Origin of the sequence: Granulicella mallensis MP5ACTX8, from assembly GCF_000178955.2 — a bacterium.
Classification (GTDB): Bacteria; Acidobacteriota; Terriglobia; order Terriglobales; family Acidobacteriaceae; genus Granulicella; species Granulicella mallensis.
In genome coordinates this window covers 6222261-6237577 of the sequence record NC_016631.1, presented here as the reverse complement: position 1 = coordinate 6237577, position 15317 = coordinate 6222261, and the positions used below count along the sequence as shown (strand labels likewise).

At 59.6% G+C, this 15317-nt stretch carries 12 protein-coding genes; all 12 read left to right on the top strand.

Annotation, left to right across the window (positions count from 1 at the left end; genetic code table 11):
- Nucleotides 1-523 precede the first annotated feature (523 nt).
- The 12 genes from rpmH to thrS all read left to right on the top strand — a co-directional run bounded on the left by rpmH (nt 524) and on the right by thrS (nt 15317).
- Nucleotides 524-679 carry a 50S ribosomal protein L34 gene (gene rpmH / locus ACIX8_RS24240; protein WP_014268047.1) on the top strand — a complete coding sequence of 52 codons (156 nt, stop codon included), beginning with the start codon at nt 524-526 and terminating at the stop codon, nt 677-679.
- Nucleotides 680-858: 179 nt separating this feature from the next.
- On the top strand, nt 859-1260 hold the full coding sequence (rnpA, locus tag ACIX8_RS24235) for a ribonuclease P protein component (protein ID WP_044179494.1): 402 nt from the start codon (nt 859-861) through the stop codon (nt 1258-1260).
- Nucleotides 1257-1508 carry a membrane protein insertion efficiency factor YidD gene (gene yidD / locus ACIX8_RS24230; protein ID WP_014268045.1) on the top strand — a complete coding sequence of 84 codons (252 nt, stop codon included), beginning with the start codon at nt 1257-1259 and terminating at the stop codon, nt 1506-1508. The genes rnpA and yidD overlap by 4 nt, the downstream gene beginning before the upstream one ends.
- Before the next feature lie 53 nt (nt 1509-1561).
- The gene (gene ruvA, locus ACIX8_RS24225) at nt 1562-2158 is read left to right on the top strand and encodes a Holliday junction branch migration protein RuvA (RefSeq protein ID WP_014268044.1); all 597 of its coding nucleotides are present in this window, start codon (nt 1562-1564) and stop codon (nt 2156-2158) included.
- A gap of 87 nt (nt 2159-2245) precedes the next feature.
- Nucleotides 2246-3310, top strand: coding sequence for a hypothetical protein (locus ACIX8_RS24220; RefSeq protein ID WP_014268043.1), 1065 nt, complete (start codon nt 2246-2248; stop codon nt 3308-3310).
- A gap of 77 nt (nt 3311-3387) precedes the next feature.
- Nucleotides 3388-3630: a hypothetical protein gene (locus tag ACIX8_RS24215; protein ID WP_052310693.1), complete on the top strand. Its 243-nt coding sequence runs from the start codon at nt 3388-3390 to the stop codon at nt 3628-3630.
- 649 nt (nt 3631-4279) lie between these two features.
- Nucleotides 4280-5032, top strand: a complete 753-nt coding sequence (locus ACIX8_RS24210; RefSeq protein WP_014268040.1) for a gamma-glutamyl-gamma-aminobutyrate hydrolase family protein — start codon at nt 4280-4282, stop codon at nt 5030-5032.
- Nucleotides 5033-5412: 380 nt separating this feature from the next.
- On the top strand, nt 5413-6027 hold the full coding sequence (gene rsmG / locus ACIX8_RS24205) for a 16S rRNA (guanine(527)-N(7))-methyltransferase RsmG (RefSeq protein ID WP_044179488.1): 615 nt from the start codon (nt 5413-5415) through the stop codon (nt 6025-6027).
- A 1036-nt stretch (nt 6028-7063) separates the two neighbouring features.
- Nucleotides 7064-7963 carry a ParA family protein gene (locus ACIX8_RS24200; protein ID WP_014268038.1) on the top strand — a complete coding sequence of 300 codons (900 nt, stop codon included), beginning with the start codon at nt 7064-7066 and terminating at the stop codon, nt 7961-7963.
- 9 nt (nt 7964-7972) lie between these two features.
- Entirely contained in the window at nt 7973-8887 is a 915-nt protein-coding gene (locus tag ACIX8_RS24195) for a ParB/RepB/Spo0J family partition protein (protein ID WP_014268037.1), read from the top strand.
- A 681-nt stretch (nt 8888-9568) separates the two neighbouring features.
- A complete protein-coding gene (locus ACIX8_RS24185; RefSeq protein WP_014268036.1) occupies nt 9569-13117 on the top strand; it encodes a TonB-dependent receptor in 3549 nt (1182 codons plus the stop codon).
- 157 nt (nt 13118-13274) lie between these two features.
- Nucleotides 13275-15317: a threonine--tRNA ligase gene (gene thrS, locus ACIX8_RS24180; protein ID WP_014268035.1), complete on the top strand. Its 2043-nt coding sequence runs from the start codon at nt 13275-13277 to the stop codon at nt 15315-15317.

The following is a 15317-nucleotide window of genomic DNA, read 5'->3' as shown; positions in this document are numbered from 1 at the left end:
AAAGTGCTGCAGAACTGCAAAAAGCAAAAAAGAATCGTGCGCCTCCGCAGTCGAAAGCTGTGGAAGAGGGGGCGTCCTATGATTGCTTTGAAGACTTCGCCGCCACAAGCGGCGAAGGAGTGAAACAGAAGATTTAGCCCGGTAAAACTTACCGTGACACCCTTCGGGTAATCACGGAACGGAGTTGATAGTAGCACGCGAACATGGCACTGCTGACAGGAGATGAGATGCAATTTTTGCAAGATAAGTTGAGTTGCACCAAACCTTGTGAAGAATCGACGCTCTCACCCGGCAGGACTCCTTGCGGTTCATCCTTGAAGGATCTTTTTCGTCGTCTGCAGAGAATCCGCCACGAATTTCGTTGCCTGTTTTCCTCAGCTCCGGTATACTCAGAACTTGCTGCCGCACGTGGCTTTATCAAGCACGCAGGCTCGCGCAATGAACAAACAAGCGCAGCCTCACGCAGCAGACATTCATCAAGATTCGCAGACCTCTCGATAGGTCACAGAATAGGATAACGACGATGCCCAAGCGCACCTTTCAACCCAACCGCCGCCGCCGCTCCAAGGTTCACGGCTTTCTCGTCCGCATGGCCACCAAGGCTGGACAGGCCGTTCTGAACCGCCGCCGCGCCAAGGGCCGTCACAAGATCGCGGTCTCGGCCGGCTTCCGCGACTAGTCTTTCTTTTACCCCACGTTGCACATTCGCGCGCTCATGGGAGTACTCCCTGAGCGCCTTTGTGCGTTTGGACAAGAGTCTCTTGCGATAGCCTCTTGGCTTTTGCCTTTGCTTTTCTGGTTGTCATTCCGAGCGCAGTGAGGAACCTGCTTCCCGCCCGCGCCGGCACGAGCTTTGCCATGCCCACTCCCTTTCCCCACCGCCTGCGCAAACACGCCGACTACCAGATCGTCTACAAGGCCGCGCGCAAGCAGTTCGGGAAGCAGATCGCTTACTTCCACGCGCCCAGGCCTGCCGAGCGGCGCAGCGACACCCCTGGCCCTCGCATCGGCCTCACCGTGCCGAAGGCGCTCGGCAAAGCCGTCGACCGTAACCGCATCAAGCGGCGCCTGCGCGAGGCCGTGCGCCATGCGCTGCCGTTGCTGACCGCACCGGTCGATGTCATCCTGCATCCGAAGCGCAGCGTCATCGATGCGGACTTCGCGGTTCTCGAACGCGAGGTCTCGGTGATCTTTCGCTCAGTGCAGGCTGCTGCCGAACGGGCCTCCGCAAAGAAGACCAACGAGGCAAAGCCGCAGTGAGCGCCGGAGCCGGGCGGCCTTCCAGCCGCGAGCGTATCGCCGCGGTGCTGCTGGCGTTCTACAAGCGCATCCTCTCTCCGATGCTGCACACCTTCAGTGTGGGCCAATGCAAGTATCTGCCGACCTGCAGCGAGTACGCCTACGTTGCCGTGGTGCGCCACGGCTGGCTGCGCGGAGGCTGGCTGGCCCTGCGCCGGCTCGCACGCTGCCATCCCTTCAGCAAAGGCGGATTGGATCCCGTGCCATAGGCGTTGTTGCCTGTTTCCTCCTTCCTGTTTCCTGTTCTTAGTAGAATCGCCCTGTGATCGCCTATCTACGCGGACGTATTCTCAGCAAAGCCTCTAACGCCGTTATCGTCGACTGCAACGGCGTGGGCTACGAGCTCGCTATCTCCATCACCACCTTCACCGAGCTTGGTGCGGAGGGCGCGGAGGCGAAGCTGCATGTTCACACGCATGTTCGCGAAGATGCGCTGGCGCTCTTCGGATTCGCGGAGCTGACCGAGAAACGGCTCTTCGAGAAGCTGCTGACGATCTCCGGAATTGGGCCTAAGTTAGCGATAACTGTACTGAGCGGCATCAGCGCCGAGCGGCTGGTCGGCGCGATTCGCGCGGGCGATCACGCTACGCTGACGAAGATCCCCGGCATCGGCAAGAAGACCGCCGAACGCGTGGTGCTGGAGCTGAAGGACAAGCTCGACGACATGGTCGGCTCTACGCCCGAGACCGGCGCGAGGTTCTCCCTGGGCACGGTTGCCGACGACGTACTGAGCGCGCTGGTCAACCTCGGCTATGCGCGGCCCGTTGCGCAAAAGGCCGTGGAGACGGCAGCGAAAGATGCAGCCGTTGCAGGCGACTTTGAGCAGTTGTTCCGCGCGGCCATGTCGGCCGTGCGATAGGGCAAAACATCGGTGACAAACCGATGACACCCTTCAGACATTTCCCGGACACACTGATACTGGCCGATTCTGTAGCTTGAAATCACGATGAGCTACCGAACGCACCTCAAACATTGCAGACTCTCGCGAAGCATTGCCATCACGCTGCTTTCGCTGGGCGCGCTCTGCCTCGCACCGGCCCTGACCGCCCAGGATGTTCCTTTGATCTCCGGCGCAGCCGGCTTTCTAACCAACACGACAGGCGGAAACACGAGTTATTTCCCCGTCATCACTCCGGTACTGGTGGCTCCGGTTGGCCAGCACCTGCTGTTCGAATCGCGCGCTTCCATCGAGGGAACCGTTGAGCCCCAGCAGGGCGCGGGATACGACGGGAGATTCCACATCAATGTGGCCTACGCGCAGGCGAATTATTTTCTGAACTCGCACGTGACCCTGGTTGGCGGCTACTCCATTATTCCCTTCGGCACGTACAACGAGCGGCTTACCCCCATCTGGATCAGCGCCCTGCAAGATGCCCCCTTGATCTACGGCATCGGCAACCCGGGCACCGGCACAGGTACCGGCGGCCAGATCCGCGGCAACATCGTCTCGAACGAGAACTACTCGATCAGCTATACGGCGTACATCTCGGCCGGCAGCACGGACTTCCAGATCAACTCGTCCCGCGATGTGGGCGGACGGGTGAGTGTTTACCTGCCGAAACAGCGGCTTGAGGTTGGAACCTCCTACGGCCGCCTGCTCGAGACCGACAAGATGAATGCCATCGGAACCCATGTCTGGTGGGAGCCCGCCAGGATTCCGCTGAAGGTCCGCTCCGAGTATGCGCATGGCCCGCACGCCCAGGGCTATTGGGTCGAGACCGACTACCGCCTCTCGCAGTTCCACGGAGCGAACAGCTTCGTCGGCAGAATGGAACCGATCTTCCGCCTGCAGCAGACGTTCCGCAACAGCCCGGACGCCAACGACGAGCTGCCCGCCCAGAACACGCAACGGGTGGACTTCGGCCTGGACTACCACCTGCCGCATGAGGTGCGCATCAATACCAGCTACGCGCGACAGTTCTCTTCCGCATCCTCGGGCGGCAATGTCAACATCTGGGAGACGGCCCTCATCTATCGCTTCCTCTTTCCCACCTGGAAAGGAAAAAAATAATGACGAACTTATTGAGAAAAACAGTGAGGACTCTCTCAGCAATCTCACTTAGCCTTTTACTGCTGGCTGCGGTACCCATGTCTTCCCAGACTGCCGACACCCCTCCCCCGGCGGCCCAGAAGCCTGCAAAGGCCAAGGCCGTACACACAACGCAGCCACGCGACGGCCAACAGGTCTTCGACGAGAACTGCGAACGCTGCCACAATGCGCCGCAGAGCTTCTCCCCGAGCATCTCCGGAACGGTAGTGAAACACATGCGCGTACGGGCCAACCTGAGCAAGGAAGACGAACAGGCGCTGATGCGCTTCTTCAATCCATAGGCACCGAGACTTTTATCGATTTATCCCAGCCAGGGTATGCCGCTTTCCTTCGTGGAAAGCGGCATCTTTTTTGAAATTACATTTTCATGAGTGAAATTTAAGGATGGCCACAGGATTCTGGGCTTTAGGCCTGAAGAGTAGCTAGTGTCTGAGGAATCGAACAACGAATCACATATCCCCCCAGAAACGTCATCCTGAGCGGAGCGCCTCGCGCTTTTGCGAGGGGCGCCCGTTCGGCTACGCTCAGGGCCGAAGGACCCCGAAGGACTTGATCTCGCCCTTACTGTTAGTACCTTTTCCAGCATGAACGTCCAGGCTCGAGCGCTTGAGGTAGAAAAGAGGCAAAGGGGTATGGGCAGGTTTGCAACTCTCGGTGTCCTTCGACTCCGCGTCCCCAAAAGCTGGGACGCTATGCTCAGGATGACGATTCTGCGGGGGAACACAAAACAAAAGCTATGCATACAGCGAGCTTGGTTTCGCTCTAACATCAGGATCTTCGATTCAGCAGACACTCCATAGAGTCGCTTCTTATCTGCCCCTGATTCCATGGCCCCGCAACGCTAAAGCGTAAGGGAATGCGCTTCGCGCCTGGCCGACATTGATTCCTCAGCGAGACGTATCGTCTTCCACTACCATCGAATCAGAAGCCATGAAACCGCGCATCGCCATCCCCGTCCCGACCAGTACCGATATCTCCTACAACCAGCGCTCCTGGCCGGCCTATGCCGATGCCGTAACGCGGTCCGGCGGCGAGCCGGTACAGATCGATATCAGCCTCCCGGCCGCTCAGATCAAACAGCTTGCGGCCACCTGCCAGGGCGTGGTGCTGCCCGGCAGCCCCGCCGACGTCGATCCGGTACGCTACGGTGCCGAACGCGATCCAGCGACCTCCCCGGCCGACCCGGCACGAGAGGCCACGGACACGCTGCTGCTCGAAGACGCCGCCGCCCACACCAAGCCGGTGCTCGGCATCTGCTTCGGCGTGCAGTCGCTGAACGTCTGGCGTGGCGGCTCGCTGGTGCAGGACCTTAGCCCCTTGCCGGTCAACCATTCGGCCGGGAAAAACGTGGCCGTCGCTCATGCGGCCCTGGTTGCCGGGAACAGCCTGCTAGGCTCGCTGCTTGAGGCCTCCGAAGCACCCGAGGCGGAGGGCTATCGGCGTCTCCCCATGAATACCAGCCATCACCAGTCGGTTTCCATCCCGGGCGAAGGCCTGCGGGTCGTCGCGCGCTGCCCGGATGACGGCGTCGTCGAAGCCGTGGAGAATGATCCCGCCTTCAGCTCCCAGTTTCTGATCGGCGTGCAGTGGCACCCGGAACGCAGCTATGACATCAGCGCCGCCTCGCGCGCGCTCTTTCAGCGGCTGGTCGTGGAAGCCGAAAAGAGCGTACCCAGTAAGTAAACAGGGGTCAGCATAGTGGGGCTCGTTCAAGATAGCTGTCCCATATTGTGTCTTCATCCCCCCAGAATCGTCATCCTGAGCGTAGCGTCCCGGCCTTTGGGGACGCGAAGTCGAAGGACCCCGAGAATTACCCATCTTGCCCATGCCCTTCGTACCTTCTCTACCTCAAACGTCGAGCTCGGGTCTTCGTGGTGGAAAAGGTCTGGACATCCTGGTGAGATCAAGCCCCTCGGGGTCCTTCGACTCCGCACCTCGCAAAAGCGCGAGGCGCTACGCTCAGGATGACGTTTCTGGGGCGAATTGAACAAAGAGCGTAAGTGACATGACATCAAATGCCAGGGGTGTCCTTCCTCTCCGCACTCCACTACACTCAAAAGCGCATGCCCACCCTTACTGAAGCCCGTATCGCCGACCTGCTTGCCCCCTATACAGAATCACTTTCAATGGAATCAGCTCTTTACGGAAGACTGAGCCAGTATCTGGACCTGCTTCTCCGTTGGAACGCCAAAACCAACCTCACAGCCATACGAGAGCCGGAGGAGATTGTCCGCCGCCACTTCGGGGAAAGCCTCTTTGCGGCACGGCATCTCGCCAGCCGTTTGGCTCCTGAGGCTGCGCTGCTGGATTTCGGCTCCGGTGCGGGATTTCCGGGACTTCCTATCCAACTCCTGCTACCGGAGCTACGGGTAACGCTGGCGGAGTCGCAGGGGAAGAAGGCCTCGTTTCTGCGTGAAGCGGTGCGGACGCTGGGGCTGGCTACGGAGGTCTGGTCGGCGCGGGTGGAATCCATGCCTGCGGAACGCCGGTTCGACGCGGTAACGCTGCGGGCCGTCGATCATATGCAGGAAGCCCTGGCGGCAGCCCGGCCACGAGTGGTACCGGGAGGTTGGCTGGTTACGCTCTCGGCGAGCCGCTCCTTAATAAAGGATACGGAGCAGATTGCTGTTCCCGGCTCAGGTGAAGGCTGGCTGACGATGGAGCGTATTTCGGAGTAGGGGAATGTTCCACGTGGAACATTCGGGTTCTTCCTGGGGTAGACCCAAAGTGTTCCACGTGGAACATTCTCTCGGTTGTTCTGTTGGCTTGGGGTCCGTGCAGGGGGATTTGCGGGTAATTAGGCTAACGCAGGGGTGCAAACGTTCTTCCGTGGCACGAAACGGGAGGGTACGGCTTCACAGGCGATCGAAAACCCTACGAAAGCCCGTATTAATCTTTAGGGCCAACGGCCCGTTTCATACCAGCCTGGGGTGGAGCAAACCAGAGTCAGCACGCGATAGCGTGGTGGCTCGGGGAGCGTAGCCCCAGGTCAGGTGTAGGAGAAGAAGTTGAGGGCTGTAAGCCCGACTCATCGCCTGTGCAGGCAGGATGAATCGGGCTTACAGCCCTCTGCTCTCGGGGATGCCTGTACCTGGGGCTACGCTTGCAGCGAGCTAAAAACCGCTCGCTGCGGCGCTCCACCCCAGGCTGGTATGAAACGGGCCGTTGGCCCTAAAGAATAAGACTTTCTACTTATCCGGATTTTCCGTAGCTTGCGCAGCCTCCCTAACGAAACGGAGCCTTTTTTGCGTCCTTTAGATGTTTATCTCTTCTTCTGTTCTTCTCACACCCTTTCGAGCCATTAGAGAGAACATTATTAGCTGCCTCCCCTGAATCATGCAGGTTCGAGCTAAATCTCGGCCCACTCGCATGGTGGTAAACCGTCTTGTCCGCACTCCAGCAACCAACGGGCATGCCTGGCCAAAAGCATCCGTATCCCGGTGGGATGACAGAGGGCGCTGCAGGAATGATTTTCCCCCTGGCAGCGATAAAGCAGATTCCCTCCGGGAATGACAAGCAAGAAAGGCAAAAGCACTTGTATGGCGGCAGGTGCGGCGGTGGACTGTGACTGGGACTAGAACGCTGGGTAGCGGTTAGCCTAACTTGCTCATCTGCTCACTTGCTAATTGTTCCACGTGGAACAATCTGTCTACTTCATATGTTCCACGTGGAACATTCACCCCTTTCATCTGCTACGCTGAAACTCGTCCCATCATGCCGACAGAAACCGAAAACCCGAAAGAAGCGACCGAGAAGAAGCTCACCAAGGTCATCGCCATCGTCAATCAGAAGGGCGGAGTCGGCAAGACGACCACCGCTATCAACCTGGCTGCCTCGTTCGCTCTCGAAGGCGTGCGTACCTTGCTGATCGATTGCGACCCCCAGGCCAACACCACCGGCGGTCTCGGACTCCCACGCGATGACGAGCGAGCCTCCATCTATGACGTTCTCGTCGGGGAAACCGAAGCCAAAGACGCGATCCTCCCCACCGAACTCGAGAACCTGAGCCTCATTCCGGGCACCAAGAACATGATTGGCGCCAACCTGGAGCTCGTAAGCGCGGAACGCCGGGAGTTCCGGCTGCGCGATGCCCTGGAGCCGATTCGCAGCGACTATACCTTTATCCTGCTGGATTGCCCGCCGGCCCTCGATCTTCTGACGCTGAATGCCCTCGTTGCCTCTGACGGACTGCTCGTCCCCATGCAGGCGGAGTACTTCGCACTCGAAGGCATCTCGGAGCTGATGTCCACACTCGACCGGGTCGCCGATGCCTTCAACTCCGGGCTGGCGCTCGAAGGCGTCCTGCTGACCATGTTCGACGACCGCACCAACCTCTCCCAGCAGGTGCACAACAACCTCAAAGAGTTCTTTACCGATAAGCTCTACACTACGTTCATCCCGCGCAACATTCGCCTGGCCGAAGCGCCCAGCCACGGTAAGCCGGCGGTGACCTACGACCCGCGTTCGCGTGGCGCGGAGGCCTACCGCGAACTCGCTCTCGAAGTGCTCAAGCGGAACGGCATCAAGCTCACCAAGAAACAGCGTCCAGTCCCCAGCTTCAGCACACTTGAAAGCATCGGCGAATCCAAAGGCTACTGGCCGTTTAGAAAATAGGAATCAAGAATGTCAACAACCCACGACCCCAAGCGACGCGCTCTCGGCAAAGGCCTTGAATCTCTCCTCCCCTCACGGCCAGCAGCTACCCCTCCACCGGTCAAGGTAGAGGCCAGCCCTGCGACTCCGAGCGGCACACCGTTGGAGATCCCTGTCGAGCTGATCGATCGCAATCCCTTCCAGACGCGCACCCACTTCGACGAAGCCAAGCTCGTCGAGCTGGCTGGCTCCATCGCCTCCTCCGGCGTGGTTCAGCCGATCGTTGTACGGCAGGGTAAGGATGGCCGCTACACCCTCATCATGGGCGAGCGCCGTCTGCTGGCCAGCAAGAAGGCGGGCAAGGCGACGATCCCCGCAATCGTGCGTGAGGTCTCAAACGTTCAGGCGATGGAGATGACCATCGTCGAAAACCTGCAGCGCGCCGACCTGAATCCGATGGAGCAGGCCCGCGCCTATGAGCGCCTGAGCCGCGACTTCCAGATGACCCAGGAACAGATGGCGACGCGCACCGGCAAAGATCGCACATCAATCTCTAACTTCCTTCGTTTGTTGAAGTTACCGGAATCTGTCCAGAAAAGTGTGGAGGCTGGCGAGCTTAGTTTCGGGCATGCACGCGTGCTGCTGGCTCTGGATTCGCCGGAAGCCATTGCGGCAGCGGCCCAAAAGGTACTGGCGCTGCATCTCTCGGTGCGCATGACCGAGAACTACGTGCAGGGGATCATGAATCCCGAGTCGAAGGTGAAGGCTGATAAGCCGGTGGTGCCCGTCGACCCCAATGTGAAGGAAGCCCAGGAGCAACTGCGCCGGTCGTTGGGATTGAAGGTCAGCATTGAAGATAAGAAGGGCCGTGGCCGGGTCATCATTGAATACAGTGGCGTGGAAGACTTCGATGCGATCCTGACAGCACTGGGAGATCGGCGGTAGTTGTTCGGGCTAGGGCCTGTCATCAAATTGCTTCTGCATCGAAATCGAACTGTGCAAACAGTCTGCCGTGGCACTGTTTCGTTAAGGGCATGGCTTCAGCCATGCCGTAAATAGCAGGCCAAAGGCCGTACCGCTCTGCCGAAGGCCCGAGTGAAGCCCGCAGGGCGCAACGACTGAATTGCTTTCTTTGGCCGTGGTGAAACAGGCCGCCCCAACCACGAATATCTTTGGTGGACCCTGTACAGGCTTGGCGGCAGCAAGGAAAGCAATTCAGTCGCTCCGGCTACGCCTTTGCTCCTGGCCCTTCGACTACGCTCAGGGCAGAGCGGAAGGGATCTGTGCCTCACTTCTACGGCCTGGCTGAAGCCAGGCCCTTCCGATTCTTGCCACAAGAAGTTATTTGCGCCGCTCGAATAGCAATTTGAGGACACGCCATAGCGGTGTTGCTGGCGCGGGCCGGAAGCAGATTCCCTCCGGGAATGACAACCAGAAAAGCAAGAACAACTGCAACGGCAATGACACCGCAACGACGATAAAGACAACAGTAAAGACGCAGCAACAGCCTGAAGATGAACGATTTCTACACAGCATTCACATTGTCTTAAGCATTCTGTAATAGAGGCACCGGTATCGTCCCTCTATATGTCCAAGAAAATTCTGTCTTCAGCTTGCCGGATAGCATTGGCTTTTCTGTTTGCCTTTATCTGCGCATCGGGCCACGCTCAATATGAAAACGGCAGCCTCGTCGGAACGATTCGCGACGCTACCGGCGCGCCCATTCCCGGCGCGGCCATCACCATTACGAATACGGCTACGGCCATCGCCACACAGACCAAGACCAATGGCGAGGGCGACTACGAGGCCCCGTCGCTGCGTGTAGGCGTTTATACGGTGACAGCTACGGCCTCTGGGTTCTCCGATGCCGTGGCACAGAATGTTACGGTGTCGGTCGGCGGCCGTCAGCGTATCGACCTGGCATTGAAGGTAGGCTCGGCACAGACCTCGATCGAAGTCAGCGATGTAACGCTGCAGATTGAGACCGAGACCAGCGAACGCGGACAGACGATCACCAACTACCAGAGTGAGGCCTTTCCTCTGGTAAGCAGAAACTACTCCGACCTGCTGGGCCTGGTAGCCGGCTCACGCCAGGCTCCGACCGCCGCGACGACCAGCTCCATCAACAGCCTGGTGCGCGCAGGCGCTTACAACATCAACGGCCAGCGCAGCATGTTCAACAACTTCCTGCTGGACGGCATGGACAACAACGCCTACGGTGAGAGCAACCAGGGCTTCGACAACCAGATCATCGCCATCCCGCCGGACTCTGTCTCCCAGTTCCAGGTGGTGACCAATAACGAGAGCGCTGAGTTTGGCCGCTCCTCGGGTGCGACCATCAACGTGGCTTCGCAGAGCGGAACCAACAAGTACCACGCGACGGTCTATGAGTTCCTCCGCAACACCGACCTGAATGCAGCCGGCTTCTTCAAGCCGACGGTCGTTGGCGGAACCGGCAACATCGTTCCCTTCCAAAAGCCGACTTTCAATCGCAATCAGTTCGGCATGAATTTTGGTGGTCCGATCCTTAAGGACCACCTTTTTTTCTTCCTCGACTACGAAGGCTTCCGCCAGGTCCTCAAGCCTCTCAGCGTGCTTACGCTGCCGACGCAGAATGAGTTGAACGGCGTGCTTTCGGTCGACGTGCAAAATCCCATCACCGGGCAAAGCTATGCCAAAGGCACGGCCATCCCGACCTCGGCCATCAACCCCATCTCGCAACAGGTGCTCGGATTCTTCAAGGAGCTCAACTCGGCTCTGCCGGTTGTAGGTGCTGCCGGAACCGGCGTTGCCACCAACGACTACGCCGTCCAGGTGCCCTTTACCGACAACTCGGACAAGGGCGACCTGCGCTTGGATTATCAGCAGAGCCCGAGCAGCTCGTGGTTTCTGCGCGTAAGCGACCGCAAGGAGACAGGCGTCAACTACCCGCCGATTCCGCTGCCCCTGGATGGTCAGAGCAACGGCACCATCCGGGTTCTGGATCAGCAGGTAGCCCTGGGCTATACGCATTCGTTCGGATCGAACAAGTTCCTCGATGCGCGTATCGGTCTCTCCCGCACCAAGGCGGGTAAGTTCACGCTCTCGATCGGCGATGACGCCATCACCATTCCCGGTCTGCCCTCCAACCCGATCGTAGCCGGCGGTCTGCCTTCCATCGGCATCGGCGGCGGCTTTACGGCCTTTGGACGCCAGAGCACGAACCCGCAGTGGCAGAACCCCTCGCTGCTCGACCCCAAGGTGAACTACACCTGGGTGAAGGGGCAGCACTCGCTGAAATTCGGCTTTGAGTACGAGCACATCTGGATGGCGGTCAACGACAACAATCCGCTCTATGGCTCGTTCAGCTTCGCCACCGGATACAGCGCCTGCCCGACCGTGACCCAGGGCGGGACCAAGGTTGCCGCCTCGGCGAACTGCCAGAGCATCGGCTCGGTCGTCGCGGACAACTATTGGGCAGACTTCCTGTTCGGCAACAGCAATAACTACTCGCTGGCTAACTACTACGTTACCCACCTGCGGCAGACCATGGACAGCGCCTATGTTCAGGATGACTGGAAGGCCACTCCCCAGTTGACGCTGAACCTCGGCCTGCGCTGGGAGTATGGCTCGCCCTACTCGGAGCAGCACAACAATATCTCCAACTTCGATCCCGTCTCGCAGACCGTGTTGACGATCACCCCTGGTGCTGTCGCGGGCAATGGCATCACGCCCTACTCCGGTAGCGGAGTCTACGGCAAGACCCTCATCAATCCTGACCTGACCGACTTCGCGCCGCGCGTGGGCTTTGCCTATGCGGTCGATCCGAAGACGGCGATTCGCGGTGGATTCGGCATGAGCTATGTCCACTACACGCGCGCCGGTTCGGGCGACATCCTGGGAATCAATGCACCGCAGGCGCAGTTCGCGTCCGTAACCCAGCCCACCCCCACGTCTCCCGCGAGCCACTGCAACCCGTTGCCGTCGCAGATCATCGCTGTCGGCGCGACGACTCCAAAATGCTTCGCGACGATCGATCAGGGTTTCCCCTCGCAGCTCGTCAGCACCTTCAACCCGGCCACCGATAACATCACCTGGGTTCCGAAGAACACCAAGGACAGCTACGTCGAGAGCTACTTCCTGAGCGTGCAGCGCACGCTGGGCAAGAATACGCTGCTGGACGTCGCCTATGTCGGCAACCACGGACTGCGCCTCCAGGGCTTCCTGAACGGAAACCAGGAGAACCCGTCCTTAGGCTTCAAGCGTCCCTTCGCCAACTGGCCGAGTGATATCACCGAGGCTCTGAACGAGTTCATCTCGCACTACGACTCGCTGCAGGTGAAGTATGAGCAGCGCTTCGTCGCAGGGCTCACGCTGTTGAACTCCTTTACCTGGTCGCACTCGCTGGACAACGCCAGCGCCTCGCTCGAGGCCAACACGCCTTCGCCGCAGGACGGCAACAACATCGGCGCCGATTACTCGCAGTCGGACTACAACCTGCCGGTCGCCAACGTCACCAGCCTGGTGTACGAACTCCCCGTCGGTCACGGCCACCGGTTCCTGGGCAGCAGCAATGCCATCACGGATACGGTGCTGGGCGGATGGGAGGTCAGCGGCATCAACACCATGCAGGCGGGTACGCCATTCAACATCACGTACTCCCCGAATGGCGCCCAGGCTGTCTCTCCTCAGATCTCGGCAACCTACCGCGGAGCCAATGAGTATCGTCCGGACCGCGTTCCCGGCCAGCCCATTACCCTGGGCCGCGGAAACAGAGCCGCCGGTACGGGTTATATCAACTACATCAACCTGAAAGCCTTCGTTCTGCCCCCAATCAGGGATGCTGCGCCGAACGGGGGGAACCTGCTGAGCCCCTTCGGCAATCTGGGCCGCAATCCCGGACGCACGCCGGCCTTCTATCAGACGGATCTTGCGCTGAACAAGAAGTTCAACACGCCGGTCGAAAGCCTGAAGGTGGAGTTCCGCACGGAGTTCTATAACATCTTCAACCACACCAACCCCTACCTGCCCGGCGGAATCAGCGGCACGCAGGGAACCACGACCGGGGTCTACGGCGTCGGTGGAACGGTGCCGCTGGCCAACATCTCCGGTGGAACTCCGAACGCCAACACCGGCCAGATCAACAGCACCTTTGAGCCTCGCGTCATTCAGTTCGGCGTGAAGATTCTCTACTAACCAGACCCACAACGAAAACGATGCCCCATCCTCGACGCGCTCTCCTGGCGCGGCGGGATGGGGCATCGCCTTTTGTACCGGCACCAAAGAACTGCAGGTTGAGTTCTCTCAACATTGCGACCACATGTTGCTCTATCCTTGAATCATTGTGAGTGACATGATCAAAATCCAGCTTCCTGACGGCTCTGTACGCGAAGTAGCAAAAGGCACTTCGCCGCTCGACATCGCCAATAGCATCTCTCCTCGACTGGCTGCGGCCGTCGTTGTGGCGCGCGTGCGTTCTCTCCAACCCACCACCGACGGTGCGACTACTGAAACGGAGACGACCGCTGCAACGGAGACTCAAAGCGAAGAGGCCATGTATGGTGGCGCAGCGCAGGCCGAACGGCTCGTCGACCTGACTACACCGCTGACCGAAGACGTTGCGCTGGAGCTGCTGAAAGAGACAGATCCCGCCACTTTGCGCGTGGTACGGCACTCGGCGGCACACGTGATGGCGACCGCCATCCTCGAGCTGTTTCCCGAGACCAAGCTCGGCCACGGACCGGCCACCGACAACGGCTTCTTCTACGACGTCTATCGCGAGGTGCCGTTCACCGAGGCTGATCTCGCGAGCATCGAGCAGAAGATGGCGGAGGTTGTCGCGCGCGACGAGAAGTTCGTGCGCGTCGAAGAGCCGCGTGAAAAAGGCCTGACCGACTATGCGGCGCAGGGCGAGTTCATGAAGGTCCATTTCATCGAGCGCTTCACCAAGCCCGGCGATGAGATCTCGCTCTACAAGAACGGCAACTTCACCGACTTCTGCCGTGGACCGCATGTGCCTTCGACGAGCCGTGTGAAAGCGTTCAAGGTGATGTCGATTGCGGGCGCGTACTGGCTGGGCGATGAGAAGAACCAGCAGTTGCAGCGCATCTACGGCACGGCGTTCTTCAACCAGAAAGACCTCGACGCTCACTTCAAGCATCTCGAAGAGATCAAGGCGCGCGACCATCGCGTGCTGGGCAAGCAGCTCGACCTGTTCTCCATTCAAGAGGTCGCGGGCGCGGGCCTGATCTTCTGGCATCCGAAGGGCGGCCTGATCCGCAAGACGATGGAAGACTGGATGCGCGCGGAGTGCGTGCGCCGTGGGTACAACCTCGTGGTCACGCCGCACATCATGCGCCGCGAGCTCTGGAAGATCAGCGGTCATGAGGGCTACTACTCGGACAACATGTATCCGCCGATGGAGCTGGACGACGCGGAGTACCGGCTGAAGCCGATGAACTGCCCCGGCCACATCCTGATCTACAAGAACTCGCCGAAGAGCTATCGCGACCTGCCGGTGCGCTACGCCGAGCTGGGCAACGTGTACCGCTATGAACGCAGCGGCACGATGCACGGCCTGTTGCGCGTGCGCGGCTTTACGCAGGACGACGCTCACATCTTCTGCACTCCCGACCAGATTGAAGACGAGGTCGTAGCCTGCATCGAGTTCGCGCAGAGCGTGCTGACCACGTTTGGCTTTGCGGACTTCAAAGTCGAGCTCTCCACCTGGGACCCAAAGAAGCCGCAGGACTACACGGGCTCAGCCGACCACTGGGCGACGGCGATCAATTCGCTGAAGACCGCGCTGGGACGTAAAAACATTCCCTTCGTCGAGATACCCGGCGAGGCAGCGTTCTATGGGCCGAAGATCGATGTCAAACTGGTCGACGTGCTGGGCCGGTTATGGCAGTTATCCACGGTGCAGTTCGACTTCAACCTCCCGGCCCGGTTTGAGCTGGAGTACATCGGCGAAGACGGCGAGCGGCATCGGCCGGTGATGGTGCATCGCGCGCTGTTCGGCTCGGTGGAGCGCTTCTTCGGCGTGCTCATCGAGCACTATGCCGGCGCGTTCCCGATGTGGCTCGCACCGGTGCAGGTAGGGCTGGTGCCGATCTCGAACGAGAAGCACCTGGCCTATGCCGAGAGCGTGAAAGCACGCCTCGAAGCAGCAGGACTGCGCGTGGAACTCGATGGCGGCAACGGCAAGATGAATGCGAAGATCCGCGACTTCGGTCTGCAGAAATTTCCATTCATCCTGGTGCTCGGCGACAAGGAAGCGGCATCGGATTCCGTCAGCGTGCGTGTGCGCGCCAAGGGAGATGAGGGCAGCGTGACCGTCGATGAGTTCATCGCACGGGCAAAGAAGCTGGTCGATGGGCACGCGATGGAGTTGTAG

Bases quoted from the DNA above. Each gene is read 5' to 3' on its own strand.
- rpmH (WP_014268047.1), top strand. From the start codon at position 524: ATGCCCAAGCGCACCTTTCAACCCAACCGCCGCCGCCGCTCCAAGGTT.
- rnpA (WP_044179494.1), top strand. From the start codon at position 859: ATGCCCACTCCCTTTCCCCACCGCCTGCGCAAACACGCCGACTACCAG.
- ACIX8_RS24220 (WP_014268043.1), top strand. From the start codon at position 2,246: ATGAGCTACCGAACGCACCTCAAACATTGCAGACTCTCGCGAAGCATT.
- ACIX8_RS24215 (WP_052310693.1), top strand. From the start codon at position 3,388: ATGTCTTCCCAGACTGCCGACACCCCTCCCCCGGCGGCCCAGAAGCCT.
- ACIX8_RS24210 (WP_014268040.1), top strand. From the start codon at position 4,280: ATGAAACCGCGCATCGCCATCCCCGTCCCGACCAGTACCGATATCTCC.
- rsmG (WP_044179488.1), top strand. From the start codon at position 5,413: ATGCCCACCCTTACTGAAGCCCGTATCGCCGACCTGCTTGCCCCCTAT.
- ACIX8_RS24200 (WP_014268038.1), top strand. From the start codon at position 7,064: ATGCCGACAGAAACCGAAAACCCGAAAGAAGCGACCGAGAAGAAGCTC.
- ACIX8_RS24195 (WP_014268037.1), top strand. From the start codon at position 7,973: ATGTCAACAACCCACGACCCCAAGCGACGCGCTCTCGGCAAAGGCCTT.
- thrS (WP_014268035.1), top strand. From the start codon at position 13,275: ATGATCAAAATCCAGCTTCCTGACGGCTCTGTACGCGAAGTAGCAAAA.